The following is an 18,380-nucleotide window of genomic DNA, read 5'->3' on the forward strand; positions in this document are numbered from 1 at the left end:
TGCGGCTCCTGGCTCGGGTCGCTGCCGTCAGGCTGAACGCGACGCAGGCAGAGAGCCGCCCGCCAGTTGCCAGAGCATTGCCGCGAAGGCGCATCCGGACGGAGCCCAAACGCAAAGAAGCCCGGCCGAGGCCGGGCTTCTTGAATTCAAGTCGTGATCAGCTGCAGCCGGGCGAAGCCGGCCGCGCCAGAATCACTCGACTGCAATCACTTGGCCGGGGTCGGGACGGCCTTGGCGACGATGCCCTCGAACGGCTTGTAGGCGTCCTTGGCGATCGCGGCATAGAGCTCGCCGACCTTAGTGACCTGGGCGACATAGCCCTCGAAAGCGGTCTTGACGTAATCCGACTGGATCTCGATGGCCTTGTCGAGCGTCTTCACGCCGGCAAGCTTCTCGATCGTGGCCGTGCCGGCCTCGAACGACTTCTTGGCGTAGTCGGTGGCCTCGACGGCCAGAGCCTGCACGCCCTTCGAGGTGGCGCCGAAAGCCTTCAGGGCGGCGTCGACGTTCTCTTTGGAAGCCTTCTGGATGGTCTCGAACTGCTGGATCATGGTGTCCCTTTCAGCGCTGATGCGCCGCCTCTGCTGACGAGCCGGAGTGGCCCGGGTTCCGTGCCCCCTAGGTCAGATGAAAAGGTCCATCACCGGGGCGCTTACTGATATTGTGCACCGCAACATAAAAGTCAAGCTTGCGCTGCAATGCATCAAACGCAGAGCCCCCCAGCGTGCATCGGCGACGGTTTGCAACCTGACCGTTCCATGTGACGGCCGTGCGAAATGGTCATGCGAAAGCCGTCCGGTGCTTAACCGCTCCGTAACCGCATCCGCCTAACCTCCTTATCTGTGTCCTTCGCGCCACGCTGCAAAGCCTGCGACGGACGGGTGGGTTTAGTTGAGGCGAGTTGCATGGCTTCTGGTTGCGTTGGGTCCCGACGCGGGCGCTGGCTTGCGTTCATCGGGGTGGTGAGTGCTGCTGCCGTCGTGCTGACAGCGACGGTCTCCCCCGCCGAGGCGGCGCGCAAGAAGCGCCGCCATGTCTCGGGCGGCTATGCCCCGCCCTATGCGGCGATGGTCGTCGACGTGAAGAGCGGGCGCACCCTGCACGCCGTCAACGAGGATGCGCCGCGCATCCCGGCCTCCCTTACCAAGGTGATGACGCTCTACATGCTCTTCGAGCAGATGGAGCGCGGCCGCTTCACCATGAACTCCGAGCTCAAGGTCTCGTCCTACGCCGCCTCGCAGCCGCCGACCAAGCTCGGCCTGCGCGCCGGCTCGACCATCGAGGTCGAGGACGCGATCAAGAGCATGATCACCCTCTCGGCCAACGATTCCTCGGTCGTGGTCGCCGAGGCCATCGCCGGCTCCGAAGAGGCCTTCGCCGAGCAGATGACGCGCAAGGCGCGCTCGCTCGGCATGGACTCGACCCGCTTCTACAACCCGCACGGCCTGCCGAACTCGCCGCCGAACATCACCACGGCGCGCGACCTGACCATCCTGGCCCGGGCGATCCAGGAGCGTTTCCCGCGCTACTTCCCGCTCTTCCAGATGCGCTCCTTCCAGTACGGCTCGCGCACGATTCGCGGGCACAACCGCCTGCTCGGCAAGATCGAGGGCGTCGACGGCATCAAGACCGGCTACACCCGCGCCTCCGGCTTCAACCTGATGACCTCGGCCAAGTCGGAAGGCCGCCAGATCGTCTCGATCGTGCTCGGCGGGCGCTCCGGCGCCTCGCGCGACAAGATCATGTCCGATCTCGTCCTCGCCAGCCTGCCGCGCGCCAGCGCCGGCGGCCGCAGCGCCCCGATGATCGCCGAGGCCTCCGAGCCGCAGCAGGAGCGTTATCGTGCGCCGGCCCCCGCCCCGGCTCCCGAGCCGCCGGCTCGCCCGGCGCTCGTCGCCCAGGCGCCCGAGCCCGCCCCGGCCCCTGCGCCGATCCCGGTGCCGCGTCCGCGCGCCGAGCCTGAAGTGCCCGCCGCCGCCCGCGCCTATGCCGCGACGACGACGACCGCCCAGATGCCGCCGCCGCGCGCCCTGAGCGGCAGCGCTCAGGCGCTCGCTCTCTCCAACATGCGCCCGGTCGCCGCGACGACGACGCCGTCGGCGATGCGCTGGTCGATCGGCGCCGCCCCGGCTGAAGGCAAGGTCCTGCGCCCGCCGGCGAATGTCGACACCACCTCCTCGATCGCCAAGGTCGCTGAAGTCGCGCTCAGGGACGAGGTCCAGCCCATGCCGAAGAAGGTCGAGGCTCGCCTCCCCGAACCGGCTCCGGCTCCGGCTCCGGTCAAGGTGGCGCATGTCGCCAAGGCGCCCGAGGCCAAGCCCGAGCCCAAGCCCGCCGAGAAGACCGCGATCGCCTCGAAATGGGTGATCCAGCTCGGCGCCACCGACGACGAGGCCAAGGCCAAGGACATCCTCAGCCGTGCCCGCGCCAAGGCCTCCGGTTCGCTCGCCGACGCTTCGCCCTTCACCGAAAAGGTCGAGAAGGGTGGTGCCACCCTGTTCCGCGCCCGCTTCGCCGGCTTCGAGGAGTCCAAGGACGCCGAGAAGGCCTGCGCCCAGCTCAAGCGCGGCGGCTTCTCCTGCTTCGCCACCCGCGGCTGACCGGTCCGGAAAGGAGATCAGCCATGCTTTTTCAGCAAGGTATCCTTGGCCTGGTTGACGCGAGCGGCAAGCCCGCTGGTACCTCCGGCATCCGGATGGATCCGCTTCATCAGGCTCCGATGGGCATCGCGGATCGCCTCCGGGCCCGCCCCCGGGTGAAGCCCCAGGATCTCGTAGGCCTCCTCGTCCGACATCGCGCCCGTGCGCGCCGGGCTGCGCTGCCCCGCGTCGCGGTGACGATCAGCGTCTTCACGCCATCCGGGCGCCCGGCGGTCGAGATATGCCTCTAGGAGGCGCGCCCCGTCTGGATCTCCCGCGAGGCATTCGCGCAGCAGCGCACTGAGTTCGGTGGGGTTGAGATCGTCGAGATCGCGCCCCGCATAAGCGCCGGCCAGGACCTTGCCCCTGATGCCGCCGCTGTCATGGTCGAGCTCCATCTCGAGCAGGCTCGATGCGACCTTCGAGCGCCCGGCCGAGCCGGTCCCGCCCCAGTCCTTCGCCCATTCCGGCATCTTGAGGCCGCCCGGGCCATAGGCGCTCCAGCCGAGCAGCCAGGCGCCGAGCCCGCCGAGGAAGATCGCCATATCCGGGCGGCCGCGCAGCATCAGCAACGCCGCGACACCGAGCGAAAGCGTGCCGCCGACCACCTTGCCGAGCCGCACCAGCTTCTTCGGATCGGAGCCGGCGAAAAGCTTGGCCAACCACCAGATCAGGATCAGCGTGGCGATACCGTAGAGGAGGCTCACGATGTCCGGCCCTCCATCGCCGTCAGCAGTCTCTGCGCCGCAGCATTCTGCCCCGCGAGCTTCAGCAGCGCCTCGCGTCCACCGCTGGCATAGGCGGCTGCGCCGCGCAGCAGGTCGAGCAGGGAATTGGGCGCGTTGACGTCGAAGCGGGCATGGGCTCCGCCGGTCAGGCGTGCGATCTCGGCGAAGGCCGCGCTGGCGTCCGGATCGGCCCCCTCCTGAAACAGGAAGCCCTTGACGCCGCGCAGGCCGAGCTCGCCGGCGAGCGCGCAGAGCCGATCGACATCTTCCTCCATCGCGTCGCCGACATAGACGAAGGCGCGAATCGGCACCTGCCGCTCCTCGTCGCGGATATGCTTGAGCACGCGCCCGATCTGCGTCTGGCCGCCGCGACAGTCGATCTTGTTCATCAGCCCGGTCAGCCGCTGCGGCTCGCCGAGCCAGCCCGAGGCGCGGCACTCGTCGAAGCCGCGGAAATAGACGAGCTGGACCGCTAGCCCACCCGTCCTGGCCGCGACCTCGAACATCTGCCCCTGCAGCGAGCAGGCCAGATCCCAACTCGGCTGCCGGCTCATCGTCGCGTCGAGCGCAAAGACGAGCCGCCCCGCCTGCCCGGTCGCGAGCGGCGCGAGCTGCTTCGCCGCCGCGACGAAACGGTCGATCTCGCCAGGCTTGGAGCGCGCAGCATTCTCGGCCGGGCGCGTTTCGCCCGCCTTGCCCACTGCCTTGCCGTCTTCGCGTGTCATGCTCTTCGCCGGGATTCGTTCATGCCAGAGATATTGGCCGCGTCGCCGGCATTTGCTACCCGTCCCCCGAGCCGCGCGCTTTCCGTTCGACCGGTATCGGTCGAACGATCAGAATTCGCGCAACTCAATAGTTGGGCATGTCCCGCAAAAATGGTCCCCACTTTTGCGGGACATGCCTCGGAGAAGCGCTATGTCGCAGGTGGCGGTGTTCGAGACGGTCAAGGCGATGCGCGAGGCCGTCGCGGCCTGGCATGCCGCCGGCGAGAAGGTCGCGCTGGTGCCGACCATGGGCGCGCTGCACGAAGGCCATATCGCGCTGGTGACCGAGGCGCAGAAGCACGCCCGCCGCGTCATCGTCTCGATCTTCGTCAACCCGACGCAGTTCGCGCCGCATGAGGACTTCAAGAAGTATCCGCGCACCTTCGACAGCGACCGCGCCCAGCTCGAAGCCGCCAACGCCGATGCGATCTATTTCCCCGCGGTCGAGGAGATGTACCCGCCGGGCTTCGCCAGCCGCGTGCTGCTGCTCGGCCCGGCCGCGGTCGGCCTGGAGGACCGCTTTCGCCCGACGCATTTTGAAGGCGTCGCAACGGTTTGCTGCAAGCTGTTCACACAGAGCAAGGCCGATTTCGCCGTCTTCGGCGAGAAGGACTACCAGCAGCTCAAGGTGGTGACGCGCATGGCCCACGACCTCGATCTCGGCATCGAGATCGTACCGCTGGCGACCTTCCGCGAGACCGACGGCCTCGCAATGTCCTCGCGCAACCGCTACCTCTCGGCCGATGAGCGCGCCTTGGCGCCGACGCTCCACCGGGTGATGCAGGCCCTCGCCGCCCGCATCCGCAATGACGATCCGCTCTTCCAGGCGGTGGCCGATGCGCAGACCGAGATCATCACCGCCGGCTTCGAGCTCGACTATCTCGAAGCCCGCCATGCCGACACGCTGGCGCCGGTGACCTCGCGCGCCGACGGCCCGATCCGGCTACTGATCGCGGCGCGGCTGGGAGCGACGCGCCTGATCGACAATATCGGGGTGTAAGGCGAACCGCCGCCCAAAAGACTATTTTCAGGCTTAGTGTGCGGCGATAGCAGCCCGGCGCGGGGGCAGCGTCTTGAGGGGTCTGGCGTTGACAGGCCGGGTGCCTGCGAGAGGCTTCAGCCCGGCCAGCCGCCGGCCACGCATCTCGACGCCGCGCGTCAGGTGCGCATCGAGATGTTTGGCGAAAGCGGCAATGCGAGCAAAAATCCTGAGCATGGTGGTTCGCATCATATGCGCCTGACCGCGATGGGCGGCGCTTCCACCATGATGTAGGCGGCCTCGCATAAGGCTTCGAAGCGTATCGCAGCCGCCGGCCTAAGCGCTGCGTAAAGCCTACAGCAACCCGAGCTCCGCCAATTCCCGCCGCATCTGCTCGGGCATGACGCCGAGATCGCCGCTGCGGCCGTCGATGTCGCGCGGCGCGTCCTTGTCCTGCAGGTAGCGCCAGCCCTGGAACGGCCGGAATGGGCGCGGCTCGACCGGCACCACCACCGGCTCCATCACCAGATGGCAGCGGCCGATGCCCTCGCCATCGGTGAAGGGGCGGATATCGATCAGGCGCTGGCGCGCCGAGACCTGGCCCTTGATCACCCAGTAGAGCGAGCCGCCATTGACGATCTCCTCGATCCGCTTCGGCACCATGCGGGTGGTGTGCAGTTGCTCCGCCGGCTCGCCCCGGGCGCGGCGCTGCGCCTGCCGCTCGGCGATCCACTCTTCGAGATCGCTGATCGAGTCGGCGCCGACGCAGAGCTTGAGGATATGGAGCGGCATGGCGGGCAACCTAGTCCTCGCCGAAGCCGCTCGCCAGAGCCCACGGCCTTTCTCCACAAGCCGGCGTCCCCTTTCCCGTCATGGTCGGACTTGTCCCGAGCATCCACGTCTTCGTTTTTTGAGAGCGGTGTTCAAGATGTGGATGCTCGCCACAAGGGCGAGCCTGACGGCAGAGGTGCCGGGCTGGCCGGCGTGGATGCAGCCATGACGGCGCCGCGCTCGCAGGCTACTAAGGCCACCGACCCGAACGGAGACACGACATGCGCGGACTGCAAGGCAAGGCCATTCTCGTCACCGGCTCCTCGACCGGTATCGGCTACGCCATGGCCGAACGCCTGATCGCCGAGGGCGCCAAGGTGCTGATCCATGGCCGCGAGCAGAACGAGGTCGACACCGCCTGCCGCAAGCTCGGCCCCGCGACCTCGGGCGCGATCGGCGATCTCGCCGAACCGGCGACGGCCCAGGCACTGGTCGACGCGACGCGCAAGGCCTTCGGCCGCATCGACGGCCTGGTCAACAATGCCGGCATCTATCCGCGCGGCGTGCTGGCTGAGACCACCGCTGCCTTCTTCGACCATATCTTCGCGATCAACACCCGTGCGCCCCTGCTCTGCGCCGAGGCGGCGATCCGCGCCTTCCGCCTGCAGAAGTCCGGCGGCTCGATCCTCACCGTCGGCTCGATCAACGCATATTGCGGCAATTCCAACCTCACCGTCTATTCGATGTCGAAGGGCGCGCTGATGACGATGACGCGCAACCTGGCCAACACGCTCGGGCGCGAGCACATCCGGGTCAACCAGCTCAATGTCGGCTGGACCTTCACCGCCAACGAGGATGCGACGCAGCAGCGCGAGGGCAAGAAGCCGGGCTGGGAGAAGGAAGTGCCGCTCGAATTCGCGCCCTTCGGCCAGATCATGCAGCCGGCCGAGATCGCCGCCCACACCGCATTCTGGCTGTCGGAGGAGAGCGGGCACGTCTCCGGCCAGATCTACGAGGTCGAGCAGTTTCCGCTGATCGGTCGCGGCCGAGCGGCGGACTAGCCTCCAGCGCCATTGCGAGGAGCGCAGCGACGAAGCAATCCAGAGCGGCTCGCGCAATCCCCCTGGATTGCTTCGCTCGCCCTCGCAATGACAGAACTGACGACCGACGATGCCGACCGACGCCTTTTCGCCCTGGCTGATCCGCTGGAACCTCGACCCCGCCGGCGAGCCGATCAGGACGCATGCCAGCCAGCTTTTGCCCGTCCTGCACCAGAGTCAGCCGGCCATGCTGAAGCTGCCCGAAGTCGAGGACGAACGGCGCGGCTACCTGCCGCTCGACTACTGGGCGGGCGACGGCGCCGCCCGCCTCTTTGCCCGCAGCGACAATGGCGAGGCCATGCTGATCGAGCGCGCCACCGGTAAGCGCTCGCTCGCCGCCATGGCCCGCAGCGGTGCAACTGGCGATGACGAGGCGACGGCCATCCTCTGCGACGCCATCGCCGCTTTGCAGAAGCCGCGCGGCCCGGCGCCCTCAGGCCTGATCCCGCTGGAAACCTGGTTCAAGGACCTCTTCCCGATGGCTCGGCAGCACGGTGGCATCCTCGCCCGCTCGGCCACAGTCGCCAACGAATTGCTTCCGGCGCAGCGCGAGATCGTGCCGCTCCACGCCGACCTCCACCATGACAACGTCCTCGATTTCGAGGCCAAGGGCTGGCTCGCCATCGATCCGAAATCGGTGATCGGTGATCGCGCCTTCGAATACACGATCCTGTTCTGCGATCCCGATCTCGCCGACCCCGAACCGCCGGTCGCGGTCTTGCCCGGCCGCTTCGAGCGCCGGCTGGAGATCGTGCTGGCGAAATCCGGGCTGGAGCGCCGCCGACTCCTGATGTGGATCCTGGCCTGGTGCGGACTCTCGACCGCCTGGTTCGACGAAGACGAGGACCCTCTGGCGCAGATCAATCTCTCCGTAGCCGAGCGGGCGATCGTCGCGCTGGACGCGCTCTAATCCCGCATCCAGGCGCTGAACCGCTCCGGCAGGACATTCGACCCGCAGATCACCGTGGCGACGCGCTTGCCGCGATAACGTTCGGGCTCTTCCAGCATTGCGGCGATGCCGAGCGCCGCCGAGGGCTCGGTGACGAGCGCGGCATGCCGGTAGAGCAGCCGCATGCCCTCGACGATGCTGGCTTCCTCGACCAGCGGAACATGGTCGGCGAGGGCGATGAGGTCGTCGAGCACCTCCGGTATCGGAAACCGCCCGGCGACGCCGTCGGCGATCGTGTCGGTGCTCTCGGTCGTCACGACCGATCGGGCTCGCCACGACAGCGCCAGGGCCGGCGCGCCTTTCGGCTGGATGCAGACGATCTCGGTCGCTGGCGACAGGGTTTTCATGACATGGCCGACGCCGGTTGCGAGCGCACCGCCGCCGAGCGCGAGCAGCACGGTATCGATACGCCCTGCCCCCTCGACGAGTTCGAGCCCGATCGTCGCCGCGCCCTCGCAGGTGTCGAGGTTTTCGCTGTCCTCGATCAGGAAGGCGTTGCCACCACCCGCGATCTCCCGCGCCCGCTCGCGAGCAGTCTCGATATCGCCCTCGACCAGTTCGACCAGACCGCCCAAGCGGCGGATGCGCTCGATCTTGCCGGGATTGGCGCCCCTCCCCGCGATCACTACGACGTCGATGCCGCGCGACCGGCCGCTATAGGCCAGCGCTTGGCCAAGATTGCCGGCGCTGGCGCAAACCGCAGCCTTTGGGCCTAAACTCCTGGCGAGCCGCGCCATCGCGACCTCGGTTCCGCGTCCCTTGAAGCAGCCGATAGGATTGGCAGTCTCGAGTTTGATGACGAGCTCGCAGCCGAGCAATTCGCCGAGCGTCGGAGATTGGAACTGCGGCGTATCGCGAAACAGCGGCGAAATTTCTTGCTGCGCTTGCCGGATGCGGTCGAGGTCGAGCCTGGTGTTTGGCTGCATGGGACAAGCCTTCGGCGAGATGGTAGGAACGACGCGTGCGCTTTAGCGCACAAACATCCCGTGCGCAATAACGCACAGACTGGAGAGCGCCTGCCATGAAGCCCGTCGGCCCGGTCGATACCCCGAAGCTGCTCAAGTCGATCCGGAGCGACCGCGGATGGAGTCTCGACCAGACGGCGGCGCGCACCGGTGTCAGCAAGGCGATGCTGGGCCAGATCGAACGGGGCGAATCCGCACCGACGATCGCGACGCTCTGGAAGCTCGCCACGGGCCTGGGGGTTCCCATGACCGCGCTGCTGGAGGCCGATGGCGGGAGCGGCGACGTGCTGCTTCTGCGCGACGCCGCCGACTTGCGCGTGCGCCCGTCGCAGGAAGGCATGCAGCGGGCTCTTGTTTTTCCCTACGAGGCGCGGTTCGGCTTCGAGCTCTACGAACTCACCTTCGCACCCGGCTTCGAGAGCATCTCGGAGCCGCACGACGTCGGCGTCGTCGAGCACATCACCGTCCAGCACGGCGAGGTCGAGCTGCTGGTCGAGGAGGAGTGGCGGCCGCTGAGGCAGGGCCAGTCGCTGCGCTTCCCGGCCGACCGCCGGCACGGCTATCGCAATCGGACGCGCGAAGAGGCCGTGGTCATGGACATCATCCACTACCGCTACGCACCAAGCCCGAAGGCTTGAAGCCGTCACTGGGAAGGAAGGGGCTCTAGGTTCACTCCCCGAGCACGACCACCTTCGCGCCCTCGGCCACCTGCGCGCCCGGCTCGGCGCCGAGCTCGGTGACGGTGCCGTCGCGCGGAGCGGTCAGCACATGCTCCATCTTCATGGCTTCGACGATGGCGAGCCGCTGGCCCTTCACCACCGCTTCACCAGCCGCGACGAAAAGTGCGATCAGCTTGCCGTGCATCGGCGCCTTGATCACGCCGCCAGCGCCGGCGACGGCATCGAGATCGACGCTGAACGGATCGAACAGCGCGACGGAGGTCTGGCGGCCGCGATGCAGCGCGAGATAGGTGCCTGCCTCGGCGCGGGCCAGCGTCACCTCGTGCTCGCCCTCATCAAGCGGATGGCCCGGCAACGAGACGCGCGCTGCGTCGCCGTTCCACTCGATCCTGGCCTCGATCCGCTCGCCATCGACCAAAAGCGGCAGGCCAAGCGCCGGGCGTGGCATGATCGAGAAGGCATCGGCGTCGAGCCAGGGCGACTTGGCCTCATCGCCGGTCCGCTCGATCGCGAGGTCGAGCAGCGCCACCTGCCGCTCCTCTTCCAGTTGCAGCGCCGCCGCCGCGACCGCGGCCGCATCGAGCGGCTGCGGCTCGGCCCCGAGCGCCTCGATATTGCGCTCGATGAAACCGGTATCGAACGGACCCTTCCGGAACCCCTCGGCCTCGGCCAGCTTTTTCAGGAAGGCGAGATTGGTGCGGGGCCCGGCGACGATGGTCTCGCCGAGCGCGAAGGCGAGATGGTCGAGCGCCTCGTCGCGGGTGCGGCCATGGGCGATCACCTTGGCGATCATCGGATCGTAGAACGGCGTCACCGAATCGCCGGCCTCGACGCCGCTATCGATGCGGATGTCCTCGCTCTGCGGGAATTGCAGCGCCCAGAGCTTGCCGGTAGACGGCAGGAAGCCCTTCTCCGGATCCTCGGCATAGAGCCGCGCCTCGACGGCGTGCCCTTCGGCGCGAACGTCATCCTGGGTGAAGCCGAGCGGCTCGCCGGCCGCGACCTTGAGCTGCAGCTCGACCAGATCGAGCCCGGTGATCGCCTCGGTGACGGGATGCTCGACCTGGAGGCGGGTATTCATCTCCATGAAGTAGAAGCGGTCGGCCCTGAGGCCGTCGCGCCCGTCGGCGATGAACTCGACCGTGCCGGCGCCGACATAGCCGACCGCCTTGGCCGCCTCCGTCGCCGCCTTGCCCATGGCGGCGCGCACCTCGGGCGTCATGCCCGGCGCCGGCGCCTCCTCGATAACCTTCTGGTGGCGGCGCTGCAACGAGCAGTCGCGCTCGTAGAGATGGACGACATTGCCATGGCTGTCGCCGAACACCTGGATTTCGACATGGCGCGGCGAGAGCACGTATTTCTCGACCAGCACCCGCGCATCGCCGAAGGCGTTCTTGCCCTCGCGCTGGGCGCTGGAAAGCGCATCGGCGAAGTCCTCGGGCCGATCGACCTTCTTCATGCCCTTGCCGCCGCCGCCGGCGACCGCCTTGATCAGCACGGGATAGCCGATGCGCTCGGCCTCCTGCCTTAGGAAATCGACGCCCTGCTCGGCGCCGTGATAGCCCGGCACGACCGGGACACCCGCCTTCTCGACCAGTGCCTTCGCCGCATCCTTCAGGCCCATGGCGCTGATGGCGGAGGCGGGCGGGCCGACGAAGACGATGCCGGCCGCGGCGCAGGCCTCGGCAAATTCGACATTCTCGGACAGGAAGCCATAGCCTGGATGGATGCAGGCCGCGCCGGCTTGCTTGGCGGCCGCGAGGATCTTCTGCGCATCGAGATAGCTCTCGCGCGCCGGCGCCGGGCCGATCCGATAAGCCTCGTCCGCCATCTCGACGAACAGCGCCTGCGCATCGGCGTCGGAATAGACCGCGATGGTGCGCAGGCCGAGCCGCCTGGCGGTGCGGATCACCCGGCAGGCGATCTCGCCGCGATTGGCAATCAGGATGGAGGGCAGTTTGGCGGCAATCGACATACAAGCTTCCTCGGGGACATCCTCGAACCGATGCCACCGTTATAGCCCAGCCTGCCCCCATGTCTGCGCCTTGTTGCGCAAGTGGCAGATGGGTACAGCGCCTCAATCCAACAGCCGCAGCCGCCGCCCCGCCTTCAGTGTCACCGTCGTCCCGACGACCAGCCCGAGCGCGAACACCCAGCCCGAGACCGCCCCGGCCGAGATGCCCGAGAGGAGCGTGCCGACCGTGCAGCCAAGCCCGAACACCGTGCCCCAGCCGAGCAGCACGCCGCCCAGCAGACCGCGTAGCACATGCCCGCCGGTCGGCCACCTTGGCTTGAACTCGCCCGCCGCCAGCGCCGCGGCGAAGGCGGCCGCGACCAGCCCGGCGACGAAGAGCCCGTTTGGCGTCAGCAGTGCATCGCGGATCAGGGTGGCGCAGCCGCGGAAGCTGTCGAGCCCTTCCAGGCGCGCCGGCAACCAGTCGAACCCGGTCGCCAATTGCCGCGAGCGCGAGCCGAGCTCGGCGGTGACGCCGAGCGGCGACAGGCGAAGATAAGCTGCGGCGCCAATCAGCCCGACGAAGAGCCCGCCGAGCCAGGCCGGCCAGCGTCGCAGGACAATCGCGGCGATTGGGTCGGCTGGCGCGTTCTCCGATGCACCCTGCCCGCTCGGCCCGCCAGCGCGCAGCAGCCACCAGGCCGCGGCCCCGAACACGGCAAGCCCGGCCAGCAGCGCCCCGCCATAGCCGAGCTGGCGCGGCAGCCAGAGCACCGGCGACTCCGAGATCGTCAGCAGATAGAGCTCGTTCCAGCTCAGGAATCCGAGGATGAAGCCAAGGCCTGCGCCGATCAGCGCGAAAGGAGAGGTCGGCGAGCCCTCGCCCAGCCGGTAGAGATGAGCACTGATGCAGGAGCCTGAGATCGCCATGCCGGCGCCGAAGGCGAGTCCCGCCAGCAGCAGCGCCGGGCCGACCGGCCCGATATGTGCCGTCGGCGGCAGGCGCGTGCCTGTAGGATCGGGCAGCCAGGCGCCAAAGATCAGGGTGTAGCCGGCAAGCCCAACAGCCAGTGCGGCGAGGATGCCGAGTAGCCCGCGCGGATCGCGCCGGTCGAGCCAGTCTTTCCAGATGCAGAAGAAGCAGAAGCGCGCCCGCTGCAGGACGAAGCCGAAGGCAGCGCCCAGGATCAGCGAGAGCTGGAGCTGCGGCGCCGGATCGCCGTGGCGCCCGACCAGATAGATGGAAATTGCGATTGCTACGGCGACGACCGCTGCAGCGATGTAGCGCAGGGGCGGCAGCCTGATCGGCTCCGCCCCCGCCTGCCGGCGCGCCAGCTCATAGTCCAGCGCGCCGCTATCGTCGGAGATACTCATCAGGGAGCTTACTTGCCGCCCCAGACTGTGCCGGCCGGATTGCTGATCGGCAGCCCGACGACGTTGCCGTATTCGGTCCAGGAGCCGTCATAATTGGCGGCCTGGTAGCCGAGCACGCGCGTCAGGATGAACCAGGTGTGGCTTGAGCGCTCGCCGATGCGGCAGGAGGTGATCACCGGCTTGGAGCCGTCGATGCCGACCTCGGCATAGAGCTTCTTCAGCTCTTCCGGCGACTTCAGCGTGCCGTCGGCCTGGTTGACCGCCCGCGCCCACGGCACGTTGACCGAGCCGGGGATATGGCCGGCGCGCAGCGCCAGTTCCTGGAAGCCGGCCGGGGCGATGATCTTGCCGGAGAATTCGTCGGGCGAGCGGATATCGAGAATGCGGGCGTCCGACTTCTTCTCGACGCTGGCGACGACGTCGGTGAGGCGGGCGCGCAGCGCCTTGTTCGGCTCGCCGACTGTAAAGGTAGACGCCTTGACCGGTACCGGATTGGTCGCGACCGGGCGCTTCTCCAGCTCCCATTTCTTGCGGCCGCCATCGAGCAGCTTCACGTTGTCGCGCAGGCCGTAGATGTCGAACACCCAGGCGCCCCAGGCAGCAAACCAGTTGTTGTTGTCGCCGTAGAGGACGACGGTGACGTCCTTGTCGACGCCGAGCTTGCGGGCCAGCGCCTGGAACTTCTCGGGACCGGCGATGTCGCGCGAAACGGTCTCGACCAGATCGGTATGCCAGGCGATGTTCTGCGCGCCGGGGATATGGCCGCGCTCGTAGATGCCGGGCTCGACGCTGACCTCGACGATCCTGACCTTGGGATCGCTGAGATTCTTCTCCAGCCACTCGGTCGAGACCAGCGGGCCGGACTGTGCCAGCGCCGCGCCGCCGAGCACGAGGCTCGCGGCCAGTGCAGCCACGCCGTGGCGGATGAAAGACAGGACGGACATTCTGGCGCTCCTTGGCGCCGAAAGAGCCGGGCTATCGGCGCGTTTCGGCATGAATTGCAGGGGCTGCCATGATTTCGCCACGCGGCTCGCCGGAGAAGCCGGACAGGATTTTTTTGTTTGCCATCAAGGCGGAAGAACTGGGTCGTACGACCTTGGTCTAGGGAGAATATTCTCCTTTTGCTTCGACTTTGGTTCGATCCTGCGGCTGCTTCGTCGCCCGCCAGATCGCCCAGCTCGCCTGGAAGCAGAGGAAGGCGACGAAGAGGTCGAACAGATATTCCGGCCAGCGCACCGGGAGCAGCCGAGCGGCGAGGCCGAGCAGCGCAAAGCCCGTGGTCGAGATCGCATCGTTGCGCGAGGACAGCCAGGTCGCCTTGATCACCGGGTTGGTCTCGGCCCGGAAGCGCCAGAGCACGCCGATGATCAGATAGGCGATCAGGATCGCGCTCGCCGCCGAGAAGCCAAGCGTGAAGAGCTCGATCGGCCGCGGCCGCAGGATCTTGTCCCAGAGGTCGTAGAGGGTGTGCAGGCCCGCGACCGCCATCACCGCGCCGATGGCGAGCGCCGCCAGCTTCTCGGCCCGCTCGTCGCGGCCGAAGACCAGCGCCGCGATGCCGTAGAGCGCGACGTCGTAGACCCAGTCGACTCCGTCCTTGAACAGCTGGTTGTTGCCGACGGCAATCGCCCAGAGCACGACATTGCCGGCGAAGATCAGGATGCCGAGCGCGATGCCCCAGATCGTCAGGCGATAGGCGCGCCCGACTTTCGGATCGACCGGCGTGGCGTGGCCGGGTTCGCTCTCGATGCGAACGCCGTGCCCGTCATGGTCGGCCTTTGGCCGACCATCCGCGTTTTCGCGCAGTTCCGAGGCATCGAAGGCTGACAAGCGCGGCACTCCAGAGTCGCCCCGGACAGTGTCGCGCAAAAACCGCTCGTCGCAAGCCGTGGACGGCCGGGACTGGCCCGACCAGGACGACAGCGGATCGCCGCTCACGGCGCCGGCGCTTGTGGGAGCGTGCCCCTCAGCCGCGCCCGACGAGCGGGGCCTTGGTCGCCATCACCGTGACGAAGAGGATGTTGGCCTCGAGCGGCAGGCCGGCCATATGCAGGACGGTGGTCGCGACGTGGTCGACATCCATCACCGGCTCGACCTTGATCGAGCCGTCCGGCTGCGGCACGCCAGTGGTCATCTTCTTGGCCATCTCGGTCAGCGCATTGCCGATATCGACCTGGCCGACGGCGATGTCGTATTTGCGCCCGTCGAGCGAGGCGGTCTTGGTCAGGCCGGAGATGGCGTGCTTGGTCGCGGTGTAGGCGGCCGAGTTGGGCCGCGGCACCTGCGCCGAGATCGAGCCGTTGTTGATGATGCGCCCGCCGCGCGGCTCCTGCGACTTCATCGCCTTGAAGGCCTCCTGCGTGCACAGGAACGGGCCGGTCAGGTTGGTGTCGACCACCCTCTGCCAGTCCTCCAGCGAGAGGTCCTCCAGCAGCACGCCGCCCGGCGCATTGACGCCGGCATTGTTGAACAGCACGTCGACGCGGCCGAACTTCGCCTTGGTGGCAGCGAACAGCGCCTCGACCGACGTCTTGTCGGTCACGTCGGTCGAGACCGCGAGCGCCTGCGCCGCCGGCGCGCCCGAGAGCGTGATCGTCTCTTCGAGGGCATCGGTGCGGCGCCCGGCCAGCACGGTGCGGTAGCCGTCCTTGAGGAAGGCGATGGCGACGGCCCGGCCGACGCCCGAGCCGGCACCGGTGATGATCGCGACCTTGTTATGCCCAGACATGCGCTTCCTCGCCTTACCGTGTTTTCAACCGTTTCAGGTGCCGCACCATATCAGCGTATGCAGTATACGGAACCGCTTTTCGCGCAGGCCAACCGCTTGTCAGCATTGGCGCCTGCCCTACTGTTCTAGCGAGGGAGGACGCGCCATGACCAGCCTGAACCGCCGAAGCTTGCTCGCAACCGGAGTGGCGGCATTGACTTCCCCCGCTCTCGCCCAGCAGCCCGGGCACGAGCAGCATGGCGGCCATTACGAGCGGCTGAACCAGCCCGGCCGGATCGGCAAGCCCGAGCTCGCCGCCTCCCAGAACGTCTTCGATTCACCGGCCCCGAAGGCAGTCAGTCCCGGCCGCTGGAGCACGAAGGCGCTGCTGCCGCTGCCGCGCTCGGAAATGGCCTGGGCGGCGGCGCATGACGACCGCATGCATATCGTCGGCGGGTACGGCGAGCAGCGCACCGACCGGGCCTACCACCATGTCTACGATCCCAAGGCCGACACATGGAGCGACGGCGCGCCGCTGCCGCAAGGCGCCAACCATGTCGGCGTCGCCTTCCTCGATGGAAAACTCTACGCCATTGGCGGCTTCCTCGAGCAGAACCGCAAGCCGCATCCGCGCTGCTTCGTCTATGATCCCAAGGCGGACAAATGGGCGAAGATCGCGCCCCTGCCTCGCCCCGTCGGCTCGGCCGCGATCGTCGGCCTGAACGGCGTATTACATTCGATCGGCGGCGCCATCGGCGACACCACCGAGAGCAAGACCTCGATCAATTGGCACCGCGTCTACGATCCCAAGGCCGATGCCTGGAGCGAGCGCACGCCGTTGCCGACGGGGCGCGACCACACCGGCACGTTGGCGATCGGACAGTTGATCCACGTCATCGGCGGGCGCGTCGACTCGTTCCACACCAATTCGAACCTGCACCACGCCTATGACCCGGCGACCGACAAATGGGCGCCGCGCAACCCGCTGCCGACCGCCCGCTCAGGCCATGGCGCCGTGCTCTATCGCGGCAAGGTCTTCATCATGGGCGGCGAAGGCACCAATCGCGTCTTCGGCCAGATGGAGGCCTATGACCCCGCCAGCGACGGCTGGGAGCAATACGCCCCGATGCTGACGCCGCGCCACGGGCTCGGGGCCGCGCTGGTCGGCGACGCCATCCACGTCGCCGGCGGCGGCCCGGTCATGGGCGGCGGCGTCCAGAGCGCGGTGCACGAGGCGTTCAGTCTGGGGTAGAGTTCCGACCACGGGAACCGCCCTCCCTGCGTTGATGATCGACTTGACCGCTGCACGGAAGAAGCGCCAGGGGCGCATTTGCGATAGTTGAAAAGCCATGAGCACTTGCCTGAGCTGTGAGATTTCCTCTGGACGAAGGGCAATCGAAGGCGGAGCAATTTACGAGACAGAGCATTTCCACGCTCATCAGGATGTAGCATACCCGGTACCTGGCCTTGTCATCGTCGCATCAAAGCGGCATTTCAGGTCGCTGCTGGAAATGAATGAAGCAGAAGTTTTAGAATTCGTACCGGTTGTTCAGCGCCTAAGGCGTGCTCAGGAGCAGATCGGAATCCAGTTCGTCTATTATTTTTACAACGAGGATACGAAGCACCACTTTAATTTCTGGATGGTGCCTCGCTATCAGTGGATGGCTCAATTCGGGAAATCCATCGAGGCAGTACGCCCGGCACTTTTGCACGCGCGTAATCATATGAACTCCGAGGAAGAGGTGCGCGCCGTAACGCGGACCGCGGCGAAACTGCGGGCAGACATGAGCGCCCGACCGGGCCGCTAAGGCCGGCTCACAGAATCGGCCTGCGCGACCGGTGCCCTCGAAGCCCGCTCAAGCACAAACGCCACCGCCGCCGTCGCCACGATCGCGAACACCAGCCGTCCGAACAGCACGCTGGTCAGGTCGGCCCCCAGCGCCACCATGATCAGCGTGTCCTCGATCAGGCTGTGGGCGAAGCCCATGAAGACACTGGCGATGAAGATTTGCCGCGGCTCGATCGGCTGCCGGCGCACCTCCGCCAGCATCAGCCCGCTGCCATAGGAGATGCCGAGCAGCAGGCCGACAGTGGTGAACGGCAGCGCCTCGGGCTTAAGGCCGACCAGACGGAACAGCGGAGCGAGTGCCCTGTAGAGCACATCGAGGATGCCTGCCGCTCTGAGTAGTTCCATCACCCAGGTCAGAACGAGCAGAACTGCGAGCATCACGACCAGTGTCTTGGCCAGCCCGTAGGAGAAGCCGAGCCAGCCGCCCTCGCCCGCCGCGGGCGTCCAGACCGGGGCCATCGGCTGCGACAGCCAGCCGGTCGCGGCAAAGAGCTGGTGCAGCAGCGCGGCGAAGGCCATCGCCCCGGCGATGCGGATGATCGAGGTCGCCCAAAAATTCGGCCCAGCCCTGGCGACGATGCGCTGCTCGACCGGGATGGCATGCGCCAGCAGCAGCAGGGCCGAGAACACCGTCATGTCGGCGCTGCTGAGCGCCAGTGTCGGCACCAGAGTGAACAGGACCACCACCCCGCCCCACATCCCGACCAGCAAACCTGTCAGCCAGGCTAGAGCCAGCTCCGGCGGCAGGCCGAAAAGCTGCATCGCCGGCGCCAGCCACGGCGAGACGGCCTTGATAACCCCGAACTCGGCCAGAGCCTGAGTCGCGATCGCGATCGGCACCATGACCACGACGAGCTCGCGGTAGACGGCAAAGGTCTCGATCGTCTTGCGCTGGAATTGGGTCTGGAGCGGCATCGGCGG

18 protein-coding genes are annotated in these 18,380 nt (G+C 67.3%); 7 read left to right on the forward strand and 11 right to left on the reverse strand.

The window, feature by feature from the left end:
• Positions 1-206 precede the first annotated feature (206 nt).
• Positions 207-551: a phasin family protein gene (locus BMZ21_RS26780; protein ID WP_091842063.1), complete on the reverse strand. Its 345-nt coding sequence runs from the start codon at positions 549-551 to the stop codon at positions 207-209.
• Between the two features lie 411 nt (positions 552-962).
• Here BMZ21_RS26780 and BMZ21_RS26785 point away from each other — a divergent pair, with 411 nt between their 5' ends.
• Positions 963-2,600 (forward strand): serine hydrolase, encoded by a 1,638-nt coding sequence (locus BMZ21_RS26785; protein ID WP_425285476.1) that lies wholly within the window; start codon positions 963-965, stop codon positions 2,598-2,600.
• A gap of 17 nt (positions 2,601-2,617) precedes the next feature.
• Here BMZ21_RS26785 and BMZ21_RS26790 read toward each other — a convergent pair whose 3' ends face one another.
• Positions 2,618-3,346: a DnaJ domain-containing protein gene (locus BMZ21_RS26790; protein ID WP_342029055.1), complete on the reverse strand. Its 729-nt coding sequence runs from the start codon at positions 3,344-3,346 to the stop codon at positions 2,618-2,620.
• Positions 3,343-4,092, reverse strand: a complete 750-nt coding sequence (locus BMZ21_RS26795; protein ID WP_244544042.1) for a VWA domain-containing protein — start codon at positions 4,090-4,092, stop codon at positions 3,343-3,345. The genes BMZ21_RS26790 and BMZ21_RS26795 overlap by 4 nt, the downstream gene beginning before the upstream one ends.
• Positions 4,093-4,282: 190 nt before the next feature.
• On the opposite strand from BMZ21_RS26795, the gene panC reads away from it, so the two are divergent.
• Positions 4,283-5,131, forward strand: a complete 849-nt coding sequence (gene panC, locus BMZ21_RS26800; RefSeq protein WP_091842066.1) for a pantoate--beta-alanine ligase — start codon at positions 4,283-4,285, stop codon at positions 5,129-5,131.
• A 333-nt stretch (positions 5,132-5,464) separates the two neighbouring features.
• On the opposite strand, the gene BMZ21_RS26810 is transcribed toward panC, so the two are convergent.
• The gene (locus tag BMZ21_RS26810) at positions 5,465-5,902 is read right to left on the reverse strand and encodes a DUF1489 family protein (RefSeq protein WP_091842072.1); all 438 of its coding nucleotides are present in this window, start codon (positions 5,900-5,902) and stop codon (positions 5,465-5,467) included.
• Between the two features lie 260 nt (positions 5,903-6,162).
• Between BMZ21_RS26810 and BMZ21_RS26815 the strand changes: the two genes are divergently transcribed.
• Positions 6,163-6,942 (forward strand): SDR family NAD(P)-dependent oxidoreductase, encoded by a 780-nt coding sequence (locus BMZ21_RS26815; protein WP_091842074.1) that lies wholly within the window; start codon positions 6,163-6,165, stop codon positions 6,940-6,942.
• A gap of 109 nt (positions 6,943-7,051) precedes the next feature.
• On the forward strand, positions 7,052-7,891 hold the full coding sequence (locus tag BMZ21_RS26820; protein WP_091842077.1) for an aminoglycoside phosphotransferase family protein: 840 nt from the start codon (positions 7,052-7,054) through the stop codon (positions 7,889-7,891).
• On the opposite strand, the gene BMZ21_RS26825 is transcribed toward BMZ21_RS26820, so the two are convergent.
• On the reverse strand, positions 7,888-8,856 hold the full coding sequence (locus BMZ21_RS26825; protein WP_091842079.1) for a threonine ammonia-lyase: 969 nt from the start codon (positions 8,854-8,856) through the stop codon (positions 7,888-7,890). The genes BMZ21_RS26820 and BMZ21_RS26825 overlap by 4 nt on opposite strands.
• Before the next feature lie 95 nt (positions 8,857-8,951).
• On the opposite strand from BMZ21_RS26825, the gene BMZ21_RS26830 reads away from it, so the two are divergent.
• Entirely contained in the window at positions 8,952-9,533 is a 582-nt protein-coding gene (locus BMZ21_RS26830; protein ID WP_091842081.1) for a helix-turn-helix domain-containing protein, read from the forward strand.
• Positions 9,534-9,564: 31 nt separating this feature from the next.
• Here the strand turns inward: BMZ21_RS26830 and BMZ21_RS26835 are convergent, their stop codons facing one another.
• The 5 genes from BMZ21_RS26835 to BMZ21_RS26855 form a co-directional block, all read right to left on the reverse strand.
• The gene (locus BMZ21_RS26835) at positions 9,565-11,550 is read right to left on the reverse strand and encodes an acetyl/propionyl/methylcrotonyl-CoA carboxylase subunit alpha (RefSeq protein WP_091842084.1); all 1,986 of its coding nucleotides are present in this window, start codon (positions 11,548-11,550) and stop codon (positions 9,565-9,567) included.
• Between the two features lie 102 nt (positions 11,551-11,652).
• Positions 11,653-12,903 (reverse strand): YeeE/YedE family protein, encoded by a 1,251-nt coding sequence (locus BMZ21_RS26840; RefSeq protein WP_091842087.1) that lies wholly within the window; start codon positions 12,901-12,903, stop codon positions 11,653-11,655.
• A gap of 8 nt (positions 12,904-12,911) precedes the next feature.
• Entirely contained in the window at positions 12,912-13,847 is a 936-nt protein-coding gene (locus BMZ21_RS26845) for a sulfurtransferase (RefSeq protein WP_091842089.1), read from the reverse strand.
• 157 nt (positions 13,848-14,004) lie between these two features.
• Positions 14,005-14,733 carry a cation efflux transmembrane domain-containing protein gene (locus tag BMZ21_RS26850; RefSeq protein WP_091842092.1) on the reverse strand — a complete coding sequence of 243 codons (729 nt, stop codon included), beginning with the start codon at positions 14,731-14,733 and terminating at the stop codon, positions 14,005-14,007.
• 136 nt (positions 14,734-14,869) lie between these two features.
• Positions 14,870-15,631 (reverse strand): SDR family oxidoreductase, encoded by a 762-nt coding sequence (locus tag BMZ21_RS26855; RefSeq protein ID WP_091842095.1) that lies wholly within the window; start codon positions 15,629-15,631, stop codon positions 14,870-14,872.
• Positions 15,632-15,776: 145 nt separating this feature from the next.
• Between BMZ21_RS26855 and BMZ21_RS26860 the strand changes: the two genes are divergently transcribed.
• Together BMZ21_RS26860 and BMZ21_RS26865 are read left to right on the forward strand one after the other, a co-directional pair.
• Positions 15,777-16,862, forward strand: a complete 1,086-nt coding sequence (locus BMZ21_RS26860) for a Kelch repeat-containing protein (RefSeq protein WP_091842097.1) — start codon at positions 15,777-15,779, stop codon at positions 16,860-16,862.
• Positions 16,863-16,959: 97 nt separating this feature from the next.
• The gene (locus BMZ21_RS26865; protein ID WP_091842099.1) at positions 16,960-17,418 is read left to right on the forward strand and encodes an HIT family protein; all 459 of its coding nucleotides are present in this window, start codon (positions 16,960-16,962) and stop codon (positions 17,416-17,418) included.
• Here BMZ21_RS26865 and BMZ21_RS26870 read toward each other — a convergent pair.
• Positions 17,415-18,374, reverse strand: a complete 960-nt coding sequence (locus BMZ21_RS26870; protein ID WP_091842102.1) for a nucleoside recognition domain-containing protein — start codon at positions 18,372-18,374, stop codon at positions 17,415-17,417. The two genes, BMZ21_RS26865 and BMZ21_RS26870, sit on opposite strands and share 4 nt — an antisense overlap.
• Positions 18,375-18,380 lie beyond the last annotated feature (6 nt).

The organism is Allobosea lupini (genome assembly GCF_900109525.1).
In the GTDB taxonomy this organism is placed as follows: Bacteria; Pseudomonadota; Alphaproteobacteria; order Rhizobiales; family Beijerinckiaceae; genus Allobosea; species Allobosea lupini.

What these genes read in the sequence shown, in the direction of transcription:
- BMZ21_RS26780 (WP_091842063.1), bottom strand. Translation starts at nt 551, where the DNA reads ATGATCCAGCAGTTCGAGACCATCCAGAAGGCTTCCAAAGAGAACGTC.
- BMZ21_RS26795 (WP_244544042.1), bottom strand. Translation starts at nt 4,092, where the DNA reads ATGACACGCGAAGACGGCAAGGCAGTGGGCAAGGCGGGCGAAACGCGC.
- panC (WP_091842066.1), top strand. Translation starts at nt 4,283, where the DNA reads ATGTCGCAGGTGGCGGTGTTCGAGACGGTCAAGGCGATGCGCGAGGCC.
- BMZ21_RS26810 (WP_091842072.1), bottom strand. Translation starts at nt 5,902, where the DNA reads ATGCCGCTCCATATCCTCAAGCTCTGCGTCGGCGCCGACTCGATCAGC.
- BMZ21_RS26815 (WP_091842074.1), top strand. Translation starts at nt 6,163, where the DNA reads ATGCGCGGACTGCAAGGCAAGGCCATTCTCGTCACCGGCTCCTCGACC.
- BMZ21_RS26820 (WP_091842077.1), top strand. Translation starts at nt 7,052, where the DNA reads ATGCCGACCGACGCCTTTTCGCCCTGGCTGATCCGCTGGAACCTCGAC.
- BMZ21_RS26825 (WP_091842079.1), bottom strand. Translation starts at nt 8,856, where the DNA reads ATGCAGCCAAACACCAGGCTCGACCTCGACCGCATCCGGCAAGCGCAG.
- BMZ21_RS26830 (WP_091842081.1), top strand. Translation starts at nt 8,952, where the DNA reads ATGAAGCCCGTCGGCCCGGTCGATACCCCGAAGCTGCTCAAGTCGATC.
- BMZ21_RS26835 (WP_091842084.1), bottom strand. Translation starts at nt 11,550, where the DNA reads ATGTCGATTGCCGCCAAACTGCCCTCCATCCTGATTGCCAATCGCGGC.
- BMZ21_RS26840 (WP_091842087.1), bottom strand. Translation starts at nt 12,903, where the DNA reads ATGAGTATCTCCGACGATAGCGGCGCGCTGGACTATGAGCTGGCGCGC.
- BMZ21_RS26845 (WP_091842089.1), bottom strand. Translation starts at nt 13,847, where the DNA reads ATGTCCGTCCTGTCTTTCATCCGCCACGGCGTGGCTGCACTGGCCGCG.
- BMZ21_RS26855 (WP_091842095.1), bottom strand. Translation starts at nt 15,631, where the DNA reads ATGTCTGGGCATAACAAGGTCGCGATCATCACCGGTGCCGGCTCGGGC.
- BMZ21_RS26860 (WP_091842097.1), top strand. Translation starts at nt 15,777, where the DNA reads ATGACCAGCCTGAACCGCCGAAGCTTGCTCGCAACCGGAGTGGCGGCA.
- BMZ21_RS26865 (WP_091842099.1), top strand. Translation starts at nt 16,960, where the DNA reads ATGAGCACTTGCCTGAGCTGTGAGATTTCCTCTGGACGAAGGGCAATC.
- BMZ21_RS26870 (WP_091842102.1), bottom strand. Translation starts at nt 18,374, where the DNA reads ATGCCGCTCCAGACCCAATTCCAGCGCAAGACGATCGAGACCTTTGCC.